This window comes from Stenotrophomonas sp. YIM B13575, from assembly GCF_042787595.1.
Lineage (GTDB): Bacteria > Pseudomonadota > Gammaproteobacteria > Xanthomonadales > Xanthomonadaceae > Stenotrophomonas > Stenotrophomonas lactitubi_B.
In genome coordinates, this window is record NZ_JBHZOP010000001.1 from 1 (window position 1) to 20803 (window position 20803).

Annotated in this window: 21 protein-coding genes; 8 read left to right on the top strand and 13 right to left on the bottom strand. The window is 67.7% G+C overall.

From position 1 onward, the window contains the following. Nucleotides 1-81: 81 nt before the first annotated feature. The 5 genes from ACFX4F_RS00005 to ahpC form a co-directional block, all read right to left on the bottom strand. Entirely contained in the window at nt 82-1038 is a 957-nt protein-coding gene (locus ACFX4F_RS00005) for a transaldolase (RefSeq protein ID WP_380650933.1), read from the bottom strand. 58 nt (nt 1039-1096) lie between these two features. Then, nucleotides 1097-1501, bottom strand: a complete 405-nt coding sequence (gene rnk, locus ACFX4F_RS00010) for a nucleoside diphosphate kinase regulator (RefSeq protein ID WP_049468992.1) — start codon at nt 1499-1501, stop codon at nt 1097-1099. Nucleotides 1502-1624: 123 nt separating this feature from the next. After that, nucleotides 1625-2590 carry a LysR substrate-binding domain-containing protein gene (locus ACFX4F_RS00015; RefSeq protein WP_380650937.1) on the bottom strand — a complete coding sequence of 322 codons (966 nt, stop codon included), beginning with the start codon at nt 2588-2590 and terminating at the stop codon, nt 1625-1627. A gap of 80 nt (nt 2591-2670) precedes the next feature. Then, nucleotides 2671-4263: an alkyl hydroperoxide reductase subunit F gene (gene ahpF / locus ACFX4F_RS00020; RefSeq protein ID WP_380650940.1), complete on the bottom strand. Its 1593-nt coding sequence runs from the start codon at nt 4261-4263 to the stop codon at nt 2671-2673. 233 nt (nt 4264-4496) lie between these two features. Continuing rightward, nucleotides 4497-5060: an alkyl hydroperoxide reductase subunit C gene (gene ahpC / locus ACFX4F_RS00025; RefSeq protein ID WP_025877950.1), complete on the bottom strand. Its 564-nt coding sequence runs from the start codon at nt 5058-5060 to the stop codon at nt 4497-4499. A 483-nt stretch (nt 5061-5543) separates the two neighbouring features. Between ahpC and prmC the strand changes: the two genes are divergently transcribed. Continuing rightward, nucleotides 5544-6401 (top strand): peptide chain release factor N(5)-glutamine methyltransferase, encoded by an 858-nt coding sequence (gene prmC, locus ACFX4F_RS00030; RefSeq protein WP_380650944.1) that lies wholly within the window; start codon nt 5544-5546, stop codon nt 6399-6401. A 49-nt stretch (nt 6402-6450) separates the two neighbouring features. Beyond that, nucleotides 6451-7392, top strand: coding sequence for a prolyl aminopeptidase (gene pip, locus ACFX4F_RS00035; RefSeq protein ID WP_380650948.1), 942 nt, complete (start codon nt 6451-6453; stop codon nt 7390-7392). Nucleotides 7393-7636: 244 nt separating this feature from the next. Here pip and ACFX4F_RS00040 read toward each other — a convergent pair whose 3' ends face one another. After that, nucleotides 7637-8521 (bottom strand): LysR family transcriptional regulator, encoded by an 885-nt coding sequence (locus tag ACFX4F_RS00040; RefSeq protein WP_099820234.1) that lies wholly within the window; start codon nt 8519-8521, stop codon nt 7637-7639. Between the two features lie 106 nt (nt 8522-8627). Here ACFX4F_RS00040 and ACFX4F_RS00045 point away from each other — a divergent pair, with 106 nt between their 5' ends. Together ACFX4F_RS00045 and ACFX4F_RS00050 are read left to right on the top strand one after the other, a co-directional pair. Beyond that, nucleotides 8628-10046, top strand: a complete 1419-nt coding sequence (locus ACFX4F_RS00045) for an MFS transporter (RefSeq protein WP_380650951.1) — start codon at nt 8628-8630, stop codon at nt 10044-10046. Then, nucleotides 10043-10714 (top strand): hypothetical protein, encoded by a 672-nt coding sequence (locus tag ACFX4F_RS00050; RefSeq protein WP_380650954.1) that lies wholly within the window; start codon nt 10043-10045, stop codon nt 10712-10714. The genes ACFX4F_RS00045 and ACFX4F_RS00050 overlap by 4 nt, the downstream gene beginning before the upstream one ends. A gap of 112 nt (nt 10715-10826) precedes the next feature. Here ACFX4F_RS00050 and ACFX4F_RS00055 read toward each other — a convergent pair whose 3' ends face one another. Genes ACFX4F_RS00055 through ACFX4F_RS00070 form a run of 4 tightly spaced genes read right to left on the bottom strand, consistent with a single transcriptional unit; the run spans nt 10827 to nt 13678 of the window. Further along, the gene (locus tag ACFX4F_RS00055) at nt 10827-11624 is read right to left on the bottom strand and encodes an N-formylglutamate amidohydrolase (RefSeq protein ID WP_380650957.1); all 798 of its coding nucleotides are present in this window, start codon (nt 11622-11624) and stop codon (nt 10827-10829) included. Next, nucleotides 11617-12171, bottom strand: coding sequence for an NUDIX hydrolase (locus ACFX4F_RS00060; RefSeq protein ID WP_363729950.1), 555 nt, complete (start codon nt 12169-12171; stop codon nt 11617-11619). The genes ACFX4F_RS00055 and ACFX4F_RS00060 overlap by 8 nt, the downstream gene beginning before the upstream one ends. Further along, nucleotides 12168-13100, bottom strand: a complete 933-nt coding sequence (locus ACFX4F_RS00065) for a 5'-3' exonuclease H3TH domain-containing protein (RefSeq protein ID WP_099820230.1) — start codon at nt 13098-13100, stop codon at nt 12168-12170. The genes ACFX4F_RS00060 and ACFX4F_RS00065 overlap by 4 nt, the downstream gene beginning before the upstream one ends. Then, entirely contained in the window at nt 13097-13678 is a 582-nt protein-coding gene (locus ACFX4F_RS00070) for a nitroreductase (protein WP_099820411.1), read from the bottom strand. Before ACFX4F_RS00070 ends, ACFX4F_RS00065 begins: the two co-directional genes overlap by 4 nt. 332 nt (nt 13679-14010) lie before the next feature. Between ACFX4F_RS00070 and ACFX4F_RS00075 the strand changes: the two genes are divergently transcribed. Both ACFX4F_RS00075 and ACFX4F_RS00080 read left to right on the top strand, forming a co-directional pair. Next, the gene (locus ACFX4F_RS00075) at nt 14011-16332 is read left to right on the top strand and encodes a DUF1631 domain-containing protein (protein WP_380650962.1); all 2322 of its coding nucleotides are present in this window, start codon (nt 14011-14013) and stop codon (nt 16330-16332) included. A 52-nt stretch (nt 16333-16384) separates the two neighbouring features. Beyond that, nucleotides 16385-17464, top strand: a complete 1080-nt coding sequence (locus ACFX4F_RS00080) for an NAD(P) transhydrogenase subunit alpha (protein ID WP_380650965.1) — start codon at nt 16385-16387, stop codon at nt 17462-17464. Between the two features lie 71 nt (nt 17465-17535). On the opposite strand, the gene ACFX4F_RS00085 is transcribed toward ACFX4F_RS00080, so the two are convergent. From ACFX4F_RS00085 to ACFX4F_RS00095, 3 genes are read right to left on the bottom strand one after another with little or no spacing between them, the layout of a single operon-like run. Further along, nucleotides 17536-18000: a DUF3106 domain-containing protein gene (locus ACFX4F_RS00085; protein WP_100551625.1), complete on the bottom strand. Its 465-nt coding sequence runs from the start codon at nt 17998-18000 to the stop codon at nt 17536-17538. 4 nt (nt 18001-18004) lie between these two features. Further along, nucleotides 18005-18331 carry a hypothetical protein gene (locus tag ACFX4F_RS00090; protein ID WP_099820226.1) on the bottom strand — a complete coding sequence of 109 codons (327 nt, stop codon included), beginning with the start codon at nt 18329-18331 and terminating at the stop codon, nt 18005-18007. After that, on the bottom strand, nt 18328-18912 hold the full coding sequence (locus ACFX4F_RS00095) for an RNA polymerase sigma factor (protein ID WP_380650969.1): 585 nt from the start codon (nt 18910-18912) through the stop codon (nt 18328-18330). Before ACFX4F_RS00095 ends, ACFX4F_RS00090 begins: the two co-directional genes overlap by 4 nt. A gap of 97 nt (nt 18913-19009) precedes the next feature. On the opposite strand from ACFX4F_RS00095, the gene ACFX4F_RS00100 reads away from it, so the two are divergent. Continuing rightward, nucleotides 19010-19330, top strand: coding sequence for an NAD(P) transhydrogenase subunit alpha (locus ACFX4F_RS00100; RefSeq protein WP_089238935.1), 321 nt, complete (start codon nt 19010-19012; stop codon nt 19328-19330). After that, on the top strand, nt 19327-20787 hold the full coding sequence (locus tag ACFX4F_RS00105; protein WP_380650973.1) for an NAD(P)(+) transhydrogenase (Re/Si-specific) subunit beta: 1461 nt from the start codon (nt 19327-19329) through the stop codon (nt 20785-20787). The genes ACFX4F_RS00100 and ACFX4F_RS00105 overlap by 4 nt, the downstream gene beginning before the upstream one ends. The last annotated feature ends 16 nt before the right edge of the window (nt 20788-20803 follow it).

Genomic DNA, 20803 nt, shown 5'->3' on the forward strand with positions numbered 1-20803 from the left:
CCCGACCCAGCGCGGCTGTTGCTTCATGCAGTTCGCGACCAAGCCCCCCGCCACGAGGGGCTCAGCCGTTGGCCGGAACCCTTACAGTGCCTCGCGGATCCGCTGACGCAGCGCTTCCAGATCCTTGGCAAACGCATCGATACCCGTTGCCAGCTTCTCGGTTGCCATCGGATCGGCCGCCAGGTCCGCAGCGAACTTCGCCGCGTCGATCGGCGTCACCTGCACCGCCTCAGCGGCACCGGCCACCAGCTTGCGCGGCAGCACGCCGTGGTCGGCATCCAGCTTCTCCAGCAGGTCCGGCGAAATGGTCAGGCGGTCGCAGCCGGCCAGCGCTTCGATCTGCGCGGTCGAACGGAACGAGGCACCCATCACCACGGTCGGCGAACCGCGGCGCTTGAATTCGGCATACACACCACGCACGAACACCACGCCCGGGTCCTCGTCGATGTTCGCCGGGGTCTGGCCGTTGGCCACGTACCAGTCGAGGATGCGGCCGACGAACGGCGAGATCAGGAACGCGCCCGCTTCGCTGCAGGCCAGTGCCTGGGTGGGGTTGAAGATCAGGGTCAGGTTGCAGTCGATGCCTTCGGCCTGCAGCACGCGCGCGGCTTCCACGCCTTCCCAGGTCGCGGCGATCTTGATCAGGATCTTCTCGCGCGGAACGCCGGCATCGGCGTACATCTGGATGAACTGGCGGGCCTTGGCCACGGTCGCGGCAGTGTCGTGGGCCTGGTCGGCATCCACTTCGGTGGACACGCGGCCCGGTACCAGCGTGCTCAGCAGCGCGCCGACGCCAATGGTCAGGCGGTCGGCCACGGCGTGCACCACGGTCTCGCGGTCGCCGCCCTGCTGGCGGCCCCAGGCCAGTTCGCGTTCGATCAGTTCTGCATAGACCGGCAGGTCCAGTGCCTTCTTCACCAGGGTCGGATTGGTGGTGCAGTCCACCGGCTGCAGGCGCTTGATCGCCTCGTAGTCACCGGTATCGGCAACGACCACGGACAGTTCGCGCAGCTGGGACAGTTTGGACGGGGTACTCATTACGGCTCCTGGTGCGGGGATTGCAGGGAAACTGATCGCGCGCGGTGCGCAGCGCAGGTCAGGGACGGTCGTTGTGGACCGCGCTCACGCGCAGCCGCAGCTTGCGGCCGCCGGGGGCGGTCCAGTCGATGCTCTGGCCCACGGCCAGGCCAAGCAGGGCGCTGCCGACGGGCGCCAGCACGGACACCTTGCCTTCATCGACATTGGCTTCTCGGGGGAAGACCAGGGTCAGGACATGCTTCTCGCCCGACACTTCATCTTCGCACTCCACGCGCGAATGCATCATGACGATGCCTTCGGGAATCTGGTCTGGCGGCAACACGGTCGCCCGGTTGAGTTCGTCGGCAAGCGCACGCGCGGCCGGCGTCTGGCTGTGTGCCGGAGATTCGAGCATGGCGTCCAGGCGGTCCATGTCGAGGGTGGAAACAGTGATCGACGGCGGCAGGCCGCTGGCGGTGTTCATGGTGACGCTCCTTGGTTGAAAGCCATGCAAAAGGCGGCACCTGCTGGCGCCGCCTGACTATATTGTGGGGACAAATGCGGCCGGAATCGACTCCCGGCGGTTTCAAGGCCCGGCTGCGGTGTCTCAGCCGTTCAGCACCGGCGTGGGCGGGGTGGCGGCATCGCCGTTTGCCGGGGCCAGCGCCTCCAGCGTGAACAGCGCATCGGGCAGGCGCTTGAACTGCTCGGCCAGCTCCATCAGGAACTCGTTCATCGCCGAGCTGCGGCGCCAGATCATGGCGATGCGCCGGCTGGGACGGCCCTCGCCGACGAAGTCGAGCAGGCGGATGTTGTTCGAGCGCGGCACGGGCGGCTGTACCGACAGGCTGGGCAGCAGGGTGATGCCGACGTCGGCAGCGACCATCTGTCGCAGTGTTTCCAGGCTGGTGGCGCGGAATTCGGACTTTTCATTGGCGCCGAACAGGCGACAGACTTCCAGCGCCTGGTCACGCAGGCAGTGGCCGTCTTCCAGCAGCAGCAGCTTCTGTGTGGCCAGTTCCTGTACGTCCAGATGCTCGCGCGTGGCCAGCGGATGGCGGCCTGACACGGCCAGCAGGAACGGCTCCTCGAACAGGAATTCGGCATGCAGCTGGTCGTCGATCACTGGCAGCGCCAACAGTGCGGCGTCCAGTTTGCCTTCGCGCAGGCGCTCCAGCAGCACATCGCTCTTTTCTTCCACCAGCAGCAGTTCCAGCTCGGGGAAGCGGCTGCGGATGCGCGGAATCACGTGCGGCAGCAGGTACGGGCCCAGGGTCGGGAAGATCCCCAGGCGCACGGTACCCGCTTCCGGATCACGGCTGCGCCGCGCCGCTTCCTTCAGTTGTTCCACCTCGGACACGATCACCCGTGCCCGCGCGGCCGCTTCCTGGCCTGCAGGGGTCAACATCACCTTGCGCGGCGCGCGTTCCACCAGCGGCAGGCCCAGTTCTTCTTCCAGCTTGCGGATCTGCGTCGACAGCGTGGGCTGGCTGACGAAGCAGGAGGCGGCGGCCCGGCCGAAGTGCTTGTGATCGGCCAGGGCCACCAGGTATTTCAGGTCACGCAGGTTCATCCTCAGACCTCTCGGGGTACTGCACCAGCAGGGCGTGCCCAGCCGGTTGATGGTGCTCCCGATGGCCTGGGAACGTTGGATCAGGCCGCTTCGGCCACCGCACCGCTGCTCTTGGGAACCGAGGAGCGGATCAGGTGATCGAAAGCGCTCAGTGCGGCGGTCGAACCGGCGCCCATCGCGATGATGATCTGCTTGTAGGGTACCGTCGTGCAATCGCCCGCGGCGAACACGCCCGGCAGATTGGTCTGCCCGCGGTCATCGATGACGATCTCGCCACGCGGCGAAAGGGCTACGGTGTCCTTCAGCCATTCGGTGTTCGGCAGCAGGCCGATCTGCACGAAGATGCCTTCCAGTTCAACGCGATGGGAGTCACCACCGACACGGTCCTTGTAGACCAGGCCGGTGACGCGGCTGCCGTCGCCCAGCACTTCGGTGGTCTGCGCGCTGGTCAGCACGGTGACGTTGGCCAGGCTGCGCAGCTTCTTCTGCAGCACTTCGTCGGCACGCAGGCTGGAATCGAATTCCAGCAGGGTCACATGCGACACGATGCCGGCCAGATCGATGGCGGCTTCAACGCCTGAATTGCCACCGCCGATCACCGCCACACGCTTGCCTTTGAACAGCGGGCCATCGCAATGCGGGCAGTAGGCCACGCCCTTGTTGCGGTACTGATCTTCGCCGGGCACGTTCATCTGCCGCCAGCGGGCGCCGGTGGACAGGATCACCGAGCGCGACTTCAGCACCGCGCCGTTTTCCAGCTGCACCTGCACCAGGCCGTCTTCACCGGCCGGCACCAGCGCAGTGGCGCGCTGCAGGTCCATGATGTCGACCTCGTATTCGCGCACGTGCTGCTCCAGGGCCGTGGCCAGCTTCGGGCCTTCGGTCTCCTTCACCGAAATGAAGTTCTCGATCGCCATGGTGTCCAGCACCTGGCCACCGAAACGCTCGGCGGCGATGCCGGTACGGATACCCTTGCGCGCGGCGTAGATCGCCGCAGCGGCGCCGGCCGGGCCACCACCGACCACCAGCACGTCGAAGGCGTCCTTGGCGCCGATCTTCTCGGCATCGCGCTTGCTGGCATTGGTGTCCAGCTTGGCCACGATCTGCTCCAGCGTCATGCGACCCTGGTCGAACACCGCACCGTTGAGGTACACGGTCGGCACCGACATGATCTCGCGCTGCTCGACTTCTTCCTGGAACAGCGCACCGTCGATGGCCACGTGCTGGATGCGCGGGTTGAGCACCGCCGCCAGGTTCAGCGCCTGCACCACGTCCGGGCAGTTCTGGCAGGACAGCGAGAAGTAGGTTTCAAACTTGTACTCACCTTCCAGGTTCTGCACCTGCTCGATCAGCTCGGCGGTGGCCTTGGACGGATGCCCGCCGACCTGCAGCAGGGCCAGCACCAGCGAGGTGAACTCGTGGCCCATCGGCAGGCCGGCGAAGGTCAGGTGGATGTCCTGGCCCGGCGTGCCCAGGTCGAAGGACGGCACGCGGCTCTGGCCATCGCGCAGCACCTGCAGCGAGATCTTGTCCGACAGGCTTTCCAGGGTCTGCAGCAGGTCCAGCATCTCCTGCGACTTGGCACCGTCGTCGGCATGCGCGGTGATCTGGATCGGGCGGGTCACGCGCTCCAGATAGGTCTTCAGCTGCGACTGCAGGTTGGCGTCCAACATGGTCTTCTCCTGGCTTCAGGCAAAACGGGGGCGTGGCACCGCTGTAGAAGGTAGCGGACCAGCGAGGGGGTAGGGGTGAACCCAAGACAGCGACCGTGGAAGGGGCTGGCTGGCCAAGGCTGGCGCGCGTTGGCTGTCTTGGGTTCACCCCCACGCCGGCGGGGGGACCGGCACGGGGATGAAAGGCGCGCCGCAGCGTGGGGCTGCGGCAGGCCGGTACTGCGGGTACTGCTTTAGATCTTGCCGACCAGGTCCAGCGACGGGGTCAGGGTCTTTTCGCCTTCCTTCCACTTCGCCGGGCAGACCTGGTTCGGGTTGGCGGCGGTGAACTGGGCAGCCTTCAGCTTGCGCAGGGTCTCGGAGACGTCACGGGCGATCTCGTTGGAGTGGATCTCCAGGGTCTTGATCACGCCTTCCGGGTTGATGATGAAGGTGCCGCGCAGGGCCAGGCCTTCTTCTTCGATGTGCACGCCGAAGGCGCGGGTCAGCTGGTGGGTCGGGTCGCCGACCAGCGGGAACTGGGCCTTGCCGACGGCCGGCGAGGTTTCGTGCCAGACCTTGTGCGAGAAGTGGGTGTCGGTGGTGACGATGTAGACCTCGGCGCCGGCCTTCTTGAACTCGGCGTAATGGTCAGCGGCGTCTTCGATCTCGGTCGGGCAGTTGAAGGTGAAGGCTGCCGGCATGAAGATCAGGACCGACCACTGGCCCTTCAGGGTGCTGTCGGAGACCTTGATGAACTCGCCATTCAGGTAAGCATTGGCTTCGAACGGCTGGATCTGGGTGTTGATCAGGGACATCGTTTTTCCTCTGGGTGAAGGGGAGTGGGTGAATCGACAGGACCTAGGTTACCGGTTCCATTTCGATAAGGACAATGCATTGATTGCATCTATTTGATAGATACAGGCTATCAAAATCCAATGAGCAGGCACTGAACCCGGCCACGTCCATCCTGCAACTGCCTGTGTGACAAGGAAAATCTTCCTGGACGTGTGAAGAGCGCTGATAGCCCCTCTTTATCCCCTCTGGCGGAACCTGAACGGATTCCAGCATGTTGTAGCGTCGAGCCATGCCCGGCTGTGGATCCGTAGAGCCGAGCCCACGCTCGGCTGTGGACCTGTAGAGCCGAGCCCACGCTCGGCTGTGGACCTGTAGAGCCGAGCCCACGCTCGGCTGTGGACCTGTAGAGCCGAGCCCACGCTCGGCTGTGGACCTGTAGAGCCGAGCCTACGCTCGGCTGTTCCAGAAGTAGCCGAGCATAGGCTGGGCTCTACAATTGCCGGATGTCTCTGCAACCCGAACCCACCCTGCGCCACGTCGTGACCGACGCGAGTACCCGGCTGGGCGGCGTCGACGCCCGCCACGAGGCCGAGCTGCTGCTGCTGCACGTGCTGGAGCGCCCGCGCAGCTGGCTGTTCGCACATGCCACCGATCCGTTGGCCACCGTCGACCAGGCCGCCTTCGAGGCCTTGCTGGCCCGCCGCATCGCCGGTGAGCCGGTCGCCTACCTGACCGGTCGCCGCGGCTTCTGGACGCTGGACCTGGAGGTCGATCCGGCCACCCTGATTCCGCGCCCGGAGACCGAACTGCTGGTGGAGCTGGCGCTGGAGCGCCTGCCGCCGGACCGGGCGCTGCAGCTGGCCGACCTCGGCACCGGCAGCGGTGCGATTGCACTGGCACTTGCCAGCGAACGGCCGCTGGCGCAGGTACTGGCCACCGATGCCAGCCCGGGCGCGTTGGCCGTGGCTGCGCGCAATGCCGCCCGCCATGAACTGCGCAATGTCTGCTTCGCCGAGGGCGGGCACGACTGGTATGCGCCGCTGCAGGGCGCGCGCTTCGACCTGATCGCCAGCAACCCGCCGTATATCGCCAGCGACGACCCGCACCTGGTGCAGGGGGACCTGCGCTTCGAACCGGCCACCGCGCTGGCCTCCGGCGCGGACGGCCTGGACGACATCCGTCGCATCGTCGCCGGCGGCGCCGACCACCTGCAGCCCGGCGGCTGGCTGCTGATCGAGCACGGCTGGGACCAGGGCGATGCCATCCGCGCGCTGTTCGAGCAGGCCGGCTACAGCGACGTGCAGACCGTGCAGGACCTGGAGCAGCGCGACCGGGTCACCCTGGGCCGGCGACCGGCCTAGAATGGGGGTTCTCCTGCCAAGGGCAGGGCACCACCACGGAGCTGCAAGCATGCGTACGCTGTACCCCGCCATCACCCCCTACGACGTCGGCACCCTGAAGGTCGACGACCGCCACACGCTGTACTTCGAACAGTGCGGCAACCCGGACGGCAAGCCGGTGGTGATGCTGCATGGTGGCCCGGGCGGCGGCTGCAGCGACAAGATGCGCCAGTTCCACGACCCGGCCAAGTACCGCATCATCCTGTTCGACCAGCGCGGCGCCGGTCGTTCCACCCCGCACGCGGATCTGGTGGACAACACCACCTGGGACCTCGTCGCCGATATCGAGAAGCTGCGCGAGCACCTGAAGGTCGATCGCTGGCAGGTGTTCGGCGGCAGCTGGGGCTCGACCCTGGCGCTGGCCTATGCCCAAACCCATCCGCAGCGCGTGACCGAACTGGTGCTGCGCGGCATCTTCATGCTGCGCCGCTGGGAACTGGAATGGTTCTACCAGGAAGGCGCCAACCGCCTGTTCCCGGATGCGTGGGAGCACTACCTGAAGCCGATTCCGGGGGTGGAACGCCACGATCTGATCTCCGCCTTCCATCGCCGCCTGACCAGCGAAGACGAAGCAACGCGGCTGGATGCGGCCAAGGCCTGGGCGGTGTGGGAAGGCGCGACCAGCTTCCTGCACGTGGACGACGACTTCATCAACAGCCATGAAGACCCGCATTTCGCGCTGGCGTTCGCCCGCATCGAGAACCACTACTTCGTCAACGGCGGTTTCTTCGAAGTGGAAGACCAGCTGCTGCGCGACGCGCACCGCATCGCCGACATTCCGGGCGTGATCGTGCACGGCCGCTACGACGTAGTCTGCCCGCTGGCCAACGCCTGGGACCTGACCAAGGTGTGGCCGAAGGCGAAGCTGGAGATCACCCCGGCCTCCGGGCACTCGGCGTTCGAAGCCGAGAACGTCGACGCGCTGGTGCGTGCCACCGATAGTTTCGCCTGATCGGGTCGTGGTAGAGCCAGGCCATGCCTGGCTGCTCTCGCGTTGAATCATCCACGCATGGCGTGGATCTACTGCGGGTCGGTATCCACGCATGGCGTGGATCTACTGCGGGTCGGTATCCACGCATGGCGTGGATCTACTACGGGTCGGTATCCACGCATGGCGTGGATCTACTACGGCCCAGTAGAGCCAGGCCATGCCTGGCTGCTCCTGTGTTTGAATCTCATCCACGCATGGCGTGGATCTACCAATCCCCGGCGAGCAACGCCTCGGCCAGCACCTGCAGCTTTGGCGAGTGTTGCCGCGACGGCGGATAGATCAACGACAACGCGCGGCTGCGGCCTTCAAACGGCTGCAGCACGCGCTGCAGGCGGCCATCGGCCAACGCGTCGGCCACCGCGAAATCCATCACCTGCACGATGCCGATGCCGGCGATCGCTGCCTCCACCAACGGGTCGCCGCAGTCGAACACCATCCGCGTCGGCGGCGTGACCTCGCGCAGCTGCCCGTCCTGCAGGAACTGCCAGTCCACCAGCCGGCCGCTGCGCAGGTTGCGCACCGCCAGGCAGGCATGGTCCTGCAATGCCGCCACATCGGCCGGCTCGCCCTGCGCGGCCAGGTAGGCCGGGCTGGCCACGGTCACCCAGCGCAGTGGCTTCAACGGACGCGCCACCATCCGCTGGTCAGCGATGGTGCCGGTGCGCAGGGCGGCATCGAAGCCTTCCTCCACCAGATCCACCAGGCGGTCGCTGAGCACCGCTTCCACCTGCAGCTGCGGATGCTGCTGCAGCAACGGCCCCAGCAAGGGCACCAATACCTTGCGCCCGAACATCGACGGCGCACTGATCTTCAGCACCCCCGAGGGCGTGCAGGGGCGGTCGGCCAGCAGCCGCTCGGCGTCTTCCATGCCGCACAGCAACGGTCCCACCTGCTCGACGAACTGCTGGCCATCCGGGGTCAGCGCGACATTGCGGGTGTTCCGCTGCAGCAGCTTCACTCCCAGCGACGCTTCCAGCCGGCCGATCGCGCGTGACAGCCCGGACTGGCTCAGGCCGAGCTGACCGGCGGCCACGGTGAAGCTGCGCGCCTCGGCCACCTGCACCAGCATGCGCACCGCATTGAGGTCCATCGAGCATCCATTCATGCCGAAAATCATGACAGAAATCGCACTTAGGGGGTTTATTGATGCACCGGCATCAATGAGACTGCCGTCCCCCCTCCGAACCGGGCGCCGCATGCCTCCCCTGAAATACCCGCGCTGGGCGTTGACCCTGCTGGCCACCGCGCAGCTGATCATCGCCCTGGACGCCACCATCATCTTCGTGGCCCTGCACGACATGGGCCGCGCGCTGCAGATCAATGCGCAGCAGCTGCAGTGGGTGGTCAGCGCCTACACCGTGGCCTTCGGTGGCAGCCTGCTGCTGGGCGGGCGTGCGGCCGATCTGCTCGGCCGCCGCCTTTTCTACCGGCTGGGCATGCTGCTGTTCGCGCTGGCCTCGCTGCTGGGCGCGCTGGCGCCCAATGCCACGCTGCTGATCGTGGCGCGTGCGGCGCAGGGCATCGGTGCGGCGCTGCTGTTCCCGGCCACCCTGGCCTTGATCAATACCCTGTATGCGGAAGGCCCGGTGCGCAATCGCGCGCTGGCGATCTGGAGCATGGCCAGTGCGGCGGGCCTGGCGCTGGGCACGCTGCTCGGCGGCGTGCTGACCCAGGCCTTCGGCTGGCCGGCGGTGCTGGCAGTGATCGTGCCGCTGGCGACCGCCTGTGCGGTTGCCGCCGGTGCATGGCTGCCGGCCGATGGCCCGCGCGTGCGCGGCCGTTCCTTCGACCTGGCCGGTTGCCTCACCGTCACTGCCGGCGGCAGCCTGCTGGTCACCACCCTGGTGCAGGGGCCGGAGTGGGGCTGGACCGCGCCGGCCACGCTCATCTGCCTGCTGCTTTCCGCGGTACTGCTGACAGTGTTCGTGCAGATCGAAAAGCGCAGCCGTGACCCGCTGATGCAGTTCGCGCTGCTGCGGCTGCCCGGCCTGCGTGCAGCACTCGGCCTGACCTTCGCGTTCATGAGCAGCTATGGCGTGCAGTACTACTTCCTGGCGCTGTACTTCCAGGATGGTTACGGCTGGAGCCCGCTGCAGGCTGGCATGGCCTTCCTGCTGCCGACGCTGGTATGCACCTTCGGCATCCGCATTGCCGAGCGCATGCTGCGGCGCCGTTCGCCGCGGCAGGTGCTGGCCTGGGGCTTCGCCGCCGGTGCCGTCGGCATCGCCGCGGTGGCGCTGGCGATGCCGCACGGCGCCGGCTACTGGCCGCTGCTGCCGGGCATCGTGGTGCTCAGCGTCGGCCAGGGCATGAGCTGGACGGCGATGTGGATCGTGGCCGGGCAGGGCGTGCCGGGGCCGCAGCAGGGTGTCGCCTCCGGCATGGCCGCCACCGCGCAGCAGATCGGTGGTGCGCTGGGCCTGGCGGTACTGGTGATGGTGGCCAACGCCGCGCGCGGTACGCAGGCGGCAACCAGTGCTGATGCCCTGCAGGGCATGGTCAACGCACAGTACGGCGCCGCGCTGTTCGCCGCGCTCGGCGTGGTCATCGCGCTGGGCCTGCGCCCGGCGCGGGTAGACTGCAGCTCCGCCGACGCACTGCCCAACGACGCATGATTGCACTGCTTGATCTTCGCCAGACGCTGGAGGCGTTTGCCGCCTGCAACGATGACGATGAGGTGTATGCCTGCTTCGGTTGGGTGCACGCCACCGATGACGACCTGCTGCAGGCGCGCTTCTGGTTGCCGGCCGATGAAGACGCCGCGTTCGATGATGACGGTGAGGTGCCCGAGGCCGCGCAGGCGCTGGGTCTGACGACCTACCTGGAACCGGCCACGTTCGCTGACGTCCTGGATGTGCAGAAGCGCCAGCGTCCGCTTTCTTCCCTGCACGATTACGCGGAAGCGTTGGCGTACTACGCCGAGTACGACGCCTTCCTGCAGGTGGACGGTGTCGATGAAGCACTGGGCGAGGCGGGTGCCGTCGAGCAGGCCGCCGCACGCGCCGCCGGTGTTGGGCCGGGCATCTTCGCTGCGTTCGAGTTGACGCTGGCGGGCTGTGCGGACGAGCAGATCAAGGCTGCGGCACAGCGCGTGGCGCACCTGCTCGACATTTCGGTGGGCGAGGCGTTGACACATTGCCGCACGCTGCCGCTGGTGCTGGGTGAAGCACTGGATCGGCGTCGCGCGCAGGCGATCAAGGAGGATTTTGCAGCGATCGGCGCGACCGTGCAGGTGCACGGCTTCAAGCCGTTCCCGTGGATGGATGCGCCCGTGCTGCGTTGACGAAAATCATCCACGCATGGCGTGGATCTACTGGGAACCGGCCTCGTTCTTTTTTCGCCGGATGCGGATGTCCGTCAGCGCTGCAGTAGATCCACGCCATGCGCGGATGCGGTCATCCGAACGCCAACAACCGCGGCTGCAACGCGCTGAAAATCCGCGCCAACCGCTCCGCCCATGCCTGCTGCCCGGCGTCATCGGCAATCAGGTCCTGGCGGATCTCCAGTTCCACATGCACCAGGCCACGGCCTTCGCCATGCACGGGCACCGCGTAGTCGCTGCTGCGGTTGACCGAATACGGTTCGTTGTCGCCCACCACCAGGTCGCCTTCATCGCGCAGCGCCTGCAGCAGGGCGTGGGCAAAACGGGTGTCCTGGTGGTACAGCACGCCGGCGTGCCAAGGACGCTCAACGCCGTTCATCACCGGGGTGAAGCTGTGCATCATCACCAGCAGCGTCGGCCGTCCCGCATCGCGGCGCGCATCCAGTTCGGCATCGATGCGTGCATGGTAGGGCGCGTGGATCGCATCGATGCGCTGCTGCCGCTGCGCGGGCGACAGCCCGGCATTGCCCGGCACCACGGTGTGGTCGCTGACCTCGGGAATCAGCGTGGGCGAAACCAGCGGGCGGTTGCAGTCGATCAGCAGCCGCGAATAGGTCTGCTCGATCGCCCACGCATCCAGCCGCCCGGCCAGTGCACGGGTGGTGCCGCCGATGCCGATGTCCCAGCCGATATGGCGGTCCAGTTCGGTCTGCGGCAATCCAAGATCGGCCAGCGCACGCGGCACCTGCTGGCCGGCATGATCGGCCAGCAGCAGGAACGGCGAGGCGCCCTGCGACCGGTGGATCGTGTAGATCGCCGGATCGTCGGCGCCCAGCAGCGGCGGCAGCGCGTGCAGGCCGGCATCAGCCACGGGGGCGGCCGTCCAGGTGGTGCTCGATCATCCACAGGCCGGCCCACAGCTTGGCGTCGGCTTCATAGCCTTCGGCCATTTTCTGCACCAGCCAGGCGGCCGCCTGCGCACGTGGAACCTCATGCACGGTGATGTCTTCGCTCTCGTCGCCGCCGCCTTCGCCGATGCGACGCAGGCCGGTGGCGCGGACGAAGGCGATCTTCTCGCTGCTGGCACCGGAGGAGGTAGGACCGATCATCAGCACTTCGGCGTGCTCGGCGGTCCAGCCGGTTTCCTCTTCCAGTTCGCGTACCGCGGAAACTTCGATGGACTCGCCCGCATCGATGTCGCCGACCAGCCCGGCCGGCATCTCGATGGTCGGTGCCTGCAGCGGTACGCGGAACTGTTCGACGAACAGCACCTTGTCCTCGGGGGTGACGGCGATGATGATCGCGGCCAGGCCGCCGGCGTGGGTGCGTTCGCTGTACTCCCAGCTGCCGCGCACGACCATGCGCTGGTACTTGCCTTCGTAGACGACACGCGGTGCTTCGGTATTGCGCTGGCTCATGCGGGCTCGCTGGAAGTTGGAACGGGGTCGGAAATGCCGGCGGCATTGAACAGCCTGCGGCGGGTCATGGGGCCGAAGCGCAGGGTCTGGCACAGGCCGCCGAGCAGCTCCGGATCGGCCGCCTGGCGCGGCATGCCGGGCTGGCAGCCTTCCAGTGGGGCGTCCAGTGCGATGGTGGTCAGCTGGCGCCAGAGCTGGGCATGCTCGCGCTGCTCACGCAGGCGCACCGCCATCTGCGCCGCGCCGCGCAGGCGCAGGAACGGCACTTCGTCGAGGCGTTCGTACAGCACGTCCATGCTGCCGAAATGGGCCAGCAGCACGGCCGCCGACTTGGCGCCGACACCGCTGATGCCCGGAATGTTGTCGACCGCATCGCCACACAGCGCCAGGTAGTCGGCGATCTGGTGCGCGTGCACGCCGTGCCGGGCCTTTACCCCGGCCACGTCCCAGCGCTGGTTGCGTGCGTAATCCCATTGCTCGTCGTGGTCGAGCAGCAGCTGCGACAGGTCCTTGTCGGCGGAAATGATCACGCCGCGATGGCTGGCGCGATGGCCATGCAGGGCGCTGCCGATCAGGTCGTCGGCTTCGTAATCATGATGGGCCAGCACCGCTAGGCCGAGCGCTGCGCACAACGCCTTGCAGTGCACGAACTGGCGCTTGAGCGCTTCCGGTGCCGGGTCGCGGTTGGCCTTGTAGGCCGGGTACAGGCGGTGGCGGAAGCCGCTGTCCAGCGCTTCGTCGAAGGCGATGGCGATGTGCCGCGGGCGTTCGCGCTCGAGCAGGTCGAGCAGGAAACGGGCGAAACCATGCACGGCGTTGGTCGGCCAGCCCTGGCTGTCCTGGAACTCGTCCGGCAGCGAATGCCAGGCGCGGAACACATAGATGCTGGCGTCGACCAGGTACAGCGGCGGCGGTGCCGGCAGGGTCATGCCGGCGGGGTCCAGTCACGCAGCAGCGCCATCGGGTCCGGGCGCTCGCGCTCGGGCACCTCGGCCTTGGGCGTGCCGATGTGGATGAACCCGGCGATGCCTTCGCCCTCGGCCAGCCCCAGATGCGCGTGCACGGCGGGATCGAAGGCCATCCACGCGGTCAGCCACTGCGCACCGAAGCCCAGCGCCTGGGCCGCCTGCAACAGGGCGAAGCACACGCAGCCGGCGGTCATCAGCTGTTCCTGGGCGGGCACCTTCGGGTCCGGGCGCGGGCTGGCCACCACCACGATCACCAGCGGTGCATGGCTGAAGCGCTGGCGGTCCTTCTCGAACACGGCGTCGCCGGCATGCGGGTCGCGCTCACGGCTGCGTGCGGCAAGGAAGTCGCCCAGAGTGTGACGTGCATCGCCGGCGATCTTCAGGAAGCGGAACGGTACGCGCTTGCCGTGGTCGGGCACGCGCACCGCCGAGGTCAGCATCCGCTGCAGGGTGGCCGGGTCTGGTCCGGGCTCGCCCAGTTGCCGCGAGGGCACCGAACGGCGGGCATCCAGGGCAAGCAGGGCAGCTGGGTCGGGCATGGAGTCTGAACCGGTCATCACGGGTCGCTGATTATAGTCGGGGAGGTAGATGACGCCGTTTGTGTCGCGTCAGGCCCCTGAATAGCAAACTGTGATGAACATCATGCCACTGGCGGATCACGGAGCCCCGCTTCCCCTCGCCTCGCAGGCCCTGCACGGCTTACGATACGCAATACTGCCGGGCCGCCGTTCATGAGGTTTGAAGTGAGGACTGTTTCACTGTCCGTGATGGGCTGGCCGGCCTACCATCGAGGGACCGGTGCATGGGGTGTACCGGCCGTCGCGATGTCCATGATGTCTGTCGCACCAGAGAAGGTGGGGAGCCTTCCCGAATGATGAGCGCGCCCACTCCGATGGGATCGCCGGGCCGTGACCCGGCCCAGCTCCAGCTTGCCCGGGACATCGTCCTGCCGGCGTTGTGCCAGGCCTTTGGCGCGGCACTGGCCCGCTTCGATGATGCCCTGTTCGACCGTGCCGGCAATGCCGGCTCGTCGCAGTTGCTGTTCCTGGACGCGATGCGCGAGCTGCGCCGCCGCCGTGAGGACATTGCCGGTGCCTTCGCCGGCCACCTCGGCCATGCCTGGGCCGGTCTGGCTGCGGGCGAGCCCGTCTCTGCCGAGCTGACCCTGTCCGGGCAGGCCCAGGACGGCCTCAGCCTGGTACCGGAACATGTACTGGAATCGCGGTTGGCGGTGCGCAACTTCGCCACCGTGCTGCTGCGCGACTTCAAGCCGGTGCTGGCGCGGCTCGACCGCCGCCTGGGCTGGCTGGGCGGCGGTATCGAGCTTGATGCCGACCGCAACCCGATCAGCCCCGAGCATCTGGGCGTGGCCATCCACGAAGCCTTCGCCGGCTGTGAGCTGGCCCCGGAAGTGCACCTGGTGCTGATCAAGCTGTGCGAGCGCGATCTGCGCGCGCCGGTGGGCCGCATCTACGAGAAGCTGGACGAGCACCTGGCCGCGGCCGGGGTGATGTCGCAGATGGGTGCCCCGCGCCGACCGCTGGCACCTGCGCCAGCCCAGCACGCTCCGCATGGCCTGGATGATCTGGTCGAGCAGCGCACGGCACCGGGCTTCGACAACGAATTCAATGACGACGAACAGGCCGCGCCGGCCTGGGCACAGCGTTTTGCCGCGCGCTGGTCGGAGCGTCGTGGCCACATGCAGCAGCATGCCGGTGGCGAAGAGAGCGCGTCCGGTGAAGCCTATTCCGGCCAGCAGGGCATGTTGCTGGAAGCGCTGCACGAACTGCTGCAGCAGACGCGCCACGTGCGCGAGGACGCGACCTCTGCGGCGCAGGTCGCGGTCGGCCAGCATCGCCCCTTGAGCCAGCGCGAAATGATGTCGGTGCTGTCGCTGCTGCAGGCCACGCCCAGTGCGACCCTGCGCGCGGCGATCGGCGAGGACGGCGAATCGTTGGCGCAGCGGCTGAAGAGCGAAGTGCTGTCCAGCGCCACCCGGCTGGGTGTCGATCCGGGCCAGACCCGGCTGGACGCGCAGGACGAGGATGCGATCGACCTGGTCGGCATGCTGTTCGATGTGATGCTCGATGAGCGCGAGCTGGAAGGCCGCTCGCGTGAGCTGATCGGCCGCCTGGTGGTTCCGTTCGTGAAGGTGGCGATGCTGGATCGCCGCATGTTCGTGCAGAAGACCCACCCGGCGCGCAAGCTGCTGAACTCGCTGGCCGAGGCCTGCGAGGGCAACACCGGCGAAAGCCAGGCCGAGCGCATGCTGATGGCCAAGGTCGAAGAGATCATCGAGCGGCTGGTCGCCGAGTTCAACGAGAACCTGGCGATCTTCCTGACCCTGGAAGAAGAATTCCGCGATTTCCTGGTACAGCACCGTCGTCGCGTGGAAATCGCCGAGCGCCGGGCCGCCGAGACCCAGCGCGGCCAGGAAAAGCTGGAAATGGCCCGTACCCGTGCCGGCGCCGAACTGGATCGCCGCATCGGCGATGCCACCCTGCCGCCGGCGATCGCCGAATTCCTGCGCCAGCCCTGGCAGCACCACCTGACCCTGGCGCTGCTGCGCGAGGGCGAGGAGGGGGCTTCGGTGGCCGAGGCGCTGACCCTGGCTGATGGCCTGCTGGAGGAAGTGGCCGAGGCGCGCCGGCAGATTGTCGGCAAGCCGTGGCTGCAGGCCTGGCAGCCGCTGCTGGCCAAGGTGTTTGCCAGCGTCGGCGTGCATGGCGACGCTGCCACCGCAGCCGTCGACGCGCTGCACGACACATTGCAGGGCATCGCCGAATCGCGACCGGAGCTGGAGCGCGCGTTGCCCGAGCTGCCGCAGGTGGTGCTGCCCGCACCGCCGGCACCGGAAACGCCGGCCGTGGAGCTGGGAAGTAGCTTCAATACCGACGATTTCGACAACGCCGATGCCGATCGCTTCCGCCGGATGGAAATCGGCAACTGGCTGGACTTCGTCGACAAGGATGGCAAGGTGCAGGCCGGCAAGCTGTCCTGGATCAGCCCGATTTCTTCGCGCCTGCTGTTCGTCAACCGTCGTGGCGTGCGCTTCTGCGTGGCCTCGCCCGAGGAACTGGCGGTGATGGTGCGGCTGGGTCGGCTGCGTCCCCACGTTGACGATGGCGCCTTCGACAGCGCCATGCAGGGCGTGCTCGACCGTCTCGACCCGGGCGGCGCGACGCTGCACTGAGCCGCGTACGCCTGCTAGGATCGGACCCACTCACCGATCAGCGGGAATCTGCATGGCCGTGGCGTTGCTGGGGATCAAGGAGACCGCGCCGGGCGAACGACGCGTTGCGCTCACGCCGGAGACGGCGCGCAAGCTCGGTGCGCTGGGCATCACCGTGTGGTATCAGCCCGGTGCGGGCCAGGCCGCCGGTTTCACCGATGCCGCCTACGACGACGCAGGTGCCCGCGCCTTCGATGCCGCCCGTTGGGCCGAGATCGACATCCTGCTGTGCGTGCAGGCGCCACCCGCCGAGGTGCTGGCCCAGCTCAAGCCGGGCGCCAGTGTGGTCGGCCTGCTGACTCCGGCCGCCGACCCGGCGCTGGCCGCGTTGGCTTCGGATGACCGCCTGCACCTGTTCCCGCTGCAGCAGCTGCCGCGCACCACGCGCGCGCAGGCGATGGACGTGCTCAGTTCGCAGGCCGGCATGGCCGGCTACAAGGCGGCGTTGATCGCTGCCGAACGTGCGCCGCGTTTCTTCCCGATGCTGACCACCGCGGCCGGTACCGTGCGTCCGGCCAAGGTGCTGGTGATCGGCGCCGGTGTCGCCGGCCTGCAGGCCATCGCCACCTCGCGCCGCCTGGGTGCGCAGGTGGAGGGCTTCGACGTGCGCCCGGAAACCCGCGAGCAGATCCAGTCGCTCGGTGCGCGCTTTCTCGATCTCGGGGTAAGTGCGGTAGGCGAGGGTGGTTATGCGCGGGCGCTGACCGACGAAGAGCGCGCCGAACAGCAGCGGCGCCTGGGCGACCATCTGCGCAGCGTGGACGTGGTGGTCTGCACTGCCGCCGTGCCGGGACGCCGTGCGCCGACGATCGTCACCGCCGCGATGGTCGAAGGCATGGCCGCGGGCAGCGTGATCGTCGATCTGGCCGCCGAGAGTGGCGGCAACTGCGAACTGACCCAGCCCGGCCAATGCATCGAGCACCAGGGGGTGACCATCGATGGCCCGCTGGGCCTGGCCAGCCGGGGCGCCACCCAGGCCAGCGAGATGTATGCGCGCAACCTGATGAACTTCGTCGCCCTGTTCGTGCGCGACGGCCAGCTGGGCTTCGACTGGGAAGACGAACTGCTGGCCAAGACCCGCTGGCAGGCATGATCGGCATGGGGTCAGATCCCTTTGCCTGCGGCAAAGGGATCTGACCCCCGGTCTCGCCCGCAGATCGCGGGTTACCGCGGCTTCGCCGGCGGTGGGTTGTCGCGCACCCATTCCCTGCGTTCGTCCGCGCTCATCTGTGACCAGCGCTCGCGCATGGCATCGCGCTGGGCCGGGCTGAGGTCACGCATCTGGCCGAACAGCGCCCGGGCCTGCTCGCGCTGTTCCGGGCTCATGTGTTCGAAGCGGCGCAGGCCGCGGCGAGCCTTGTCGCGCTCTTCCGGGCTCATCGACTGCCAGCGCTGGCCGTGCGACAGCATGCGCTGGCGCTGCGCGGGATCGGCGCCGTTCCAGCGGTCACGCAGCGGCGCCAGCAGCGCCTCGCGCTGGGCCGGGCCCAGCTGTTCCCAGTTTGGCAGCGGCGTGGCAGCAGGTGCCGGCCGGGTGGCAGGCACCGGTGCGGAGGCCTGCGCCAGGGCCGACGCAGCCGGCAACAGGGTCAGGGCGATCAGCAGGGGCAGGGAGGGGTATCGCAGCATGGGTTCACTCCATCGCCAGGTCGTTGTCGCCCAGCCACAGGTACAGATCGGGATTCTCGTCGTACAGCGCGCCATTGTCTTCTTCTGCGGCCGCGATCGGCGTGGTGGTAGCGCCCTGATGCTCGCCCGGGCCGACGAACTGGACACCGACGCCCAGCGCGATCACCAGCGAACAGGCGCTGGCCAGCCACCAGCGCCAGCGACCGGCGTGTGCCCTGCTGGCGCTGTGACGGGCATTACGCAAGCGTGCCAGCGTGGCCGGCGACAGCGCCTGCAACGACTGCGCGTGCAGGCTGCGCAGGGCGTCATCGGAAGGCAGGGGGCGGTTCACGGGTGCATCTCCAGTTGATTCTGCAGCGCCTGTCGGGCGCGCGCCAGATGGGTCTTTACCGCGCCCTCGCTGCAGCCCATGGCGCGGGCGGTGGTGGCGCCGTCCAGGTCCTGCAGCACGCGCAGGGTGAAGGCTTCGCGCTGGCGGGCGGGCAGCTCGCGCAGCGCCTGCACCAGCTGCTGGTACTGCTGGCGCTGCTCGTGCGCCTGCGCAGGGTCCGGGCCGGGATCGGCCCAGTCGATCTCGCCACCCTCCGCATCCTGGTTGTCGCGCCAGAACGGCAGGCGGAAGCGGCGACGGCGCTGCACGTCGATCACCCGCCGGCGCAGGATGCTCCAGAACAGCGGCGCCCACTCGGCGGCCGGCTTGTCGGCGTAGTCCAGCATGCGCATCAACGCGTCCTGCACCGCATCCATGGCGTCGTCGCGCTGGCGCAGGCCGGCTTCGGCGAAGCGGAACGCGCGGGGGCCGACGCTGGCCAGGAACGCTTCCAGCGACGCCGGCAGGGCATCGGTCTCGGCGCTCGGGGGGACAGGGCTGCTCACCAGCACAGGGTACGGTTCCTCGGCAGGGGTCACCATCGACAACGCGTGAGTGCGGCCGTGGTTGACCGGGACGCGCGCGGGGTTCAGCCCGTGGTTATGATGGGGCGACGAAGACAGAGCAGGAGCGTTGCCGGTGAGTGACGGGTTCGTGGCGCTGTACATCTTCATGCTGGCCGCCATTGCCGGCCACGTGATCATTTCCCGGGTCCCGGTGATCCTGCATACCCCGTTGATGTCGGGCTCCAACTTCATCCACGGCATCGTGCTGATCGGCGCGATGGTGGTGCTGGGGCACGCGCAGACACCGCTGGAGAAAATCCTGGGGTTCCTTGCCGTGGTGCTCGGCGCCGGCAACGCAGCCGGCGGCTATGTGGTCACCGCGCGCATGCTGGAGATGTTCAAGCCGAGCGTGCGCAAGACCGGCAACGATGAACCGAAGGAGCCGCAGGCTTGAACATCAGCACCGTCGAACTGCTCGATTGGCTGGTCAAGGCCAGCTACCTGGTTGCCGCCACCCTGTTCCTGCTCGGCCTGCAGCGCATGGCCTCGCCGATGACCGCCAGCAGCGGGATCCGCTGGGCGGGGCTGGGCATGCTGCTGGCCACGGTGGCGACCTTCTTCCTGCCCGAACTGCACAACGTGCCGCTGATCCTGGTGGCGCTGCTGCTGGGGGCCGGCCTGGCCTGGTGGTCGGCGGGCAAGGTCGCGGTCACCGACATGCCGCAGATGGTCGCGCTGTACAACGGCATGGGCGGTGGCTCGGCGGCGGCCATCGGTGCGGTGGAACTGCTGCGCTATGCCTTCCTGGCCAACCGCGATACCACCCACTGGAGCGCGCAGGCGCTGGCCGACCTGGCCGCGCGGCAGCCGTCCGGCACGGTACTGGCGCTGGCCGTGGTCGGCGCGGCGATCGGTGCGGTGTCGCTGTCCGGCTCGGTGATCGCCTGGGCCAAACTCGATGGCCGCCTCGACAAGCGCGTGACCTGGCCGGGCCAGCAGGTGATGAACCTGCTGGTGGCGCTGGCCGTGGTGGTGCTGGGCATCATCGCTGCCAGCACGCTCAGCCCCTGGGCCATCGTCGCCTTCTTCGTGCTGGCACTGGCGCTGGGCGTGTTGATGACGCTGCCGATCGGTGGCGCCGACATGCCGGTGGTGATCTCGCTGTACAACGCGTTCACCGGCCTGGCGGTGTCGTTCGAAGGCTATGTGCTGGGCAACGAGGCGTTGATCATCGCCGGCATGATGGTCGGCGCAGCCGGCATCCTGCTGACCCGGTTGATGGCCAAGGCGATGAACCGGCCGATCCGCAACGTGCTGTTCTCCAATTTCGGCGCTGGCGCCGTGGGGGAAGCACAGGCGATTTCCGGTTCGCAGAAGCCCATTGAAGCTGCCGACGTGGCCGCGATGATGGGCTTTGCCGAACGTGTGGTGATCGTGCCCGGCTATGGCATGGCCGTGGCCCAGGCCCAGCACAAGATCTGGGAACTGGCACAGCGCTTGATCACGCGCGGGGTGAAGGTCAAGTTCGCCATCCACCCGGTGGCCGGGCGCATGCCCGGGCACATGAACGTGCTGCTGGCCGAAGCGGGTGTGCCGTATGACCTGATTGCGGACATGGACGATATCAATCCCGAATTCGCCACCACCGACGTGGTGCTGGTGATCGGCGCCAACGACGTGGTCAATCCGGTGGCGCGCACCGATCCGGCCAGTCCGATCTACGGCATGCCGGTGCTGGACGTGGTCAACGCCCGCAACGTGGTGGTGATCAAGCGCGGCAAGGGCACCGGCTTTGCCGGTATCGAGAATGCGCTGTTCTACGCCGACAACACGCGCATGCTGTACGGCGATGGTGCCGAGGCGGCGGCGTCGCTGGTCAGTGAGCTGAAGGCGCTCGACGGCGGGCATTGAAGCCGTACCGGTAGCG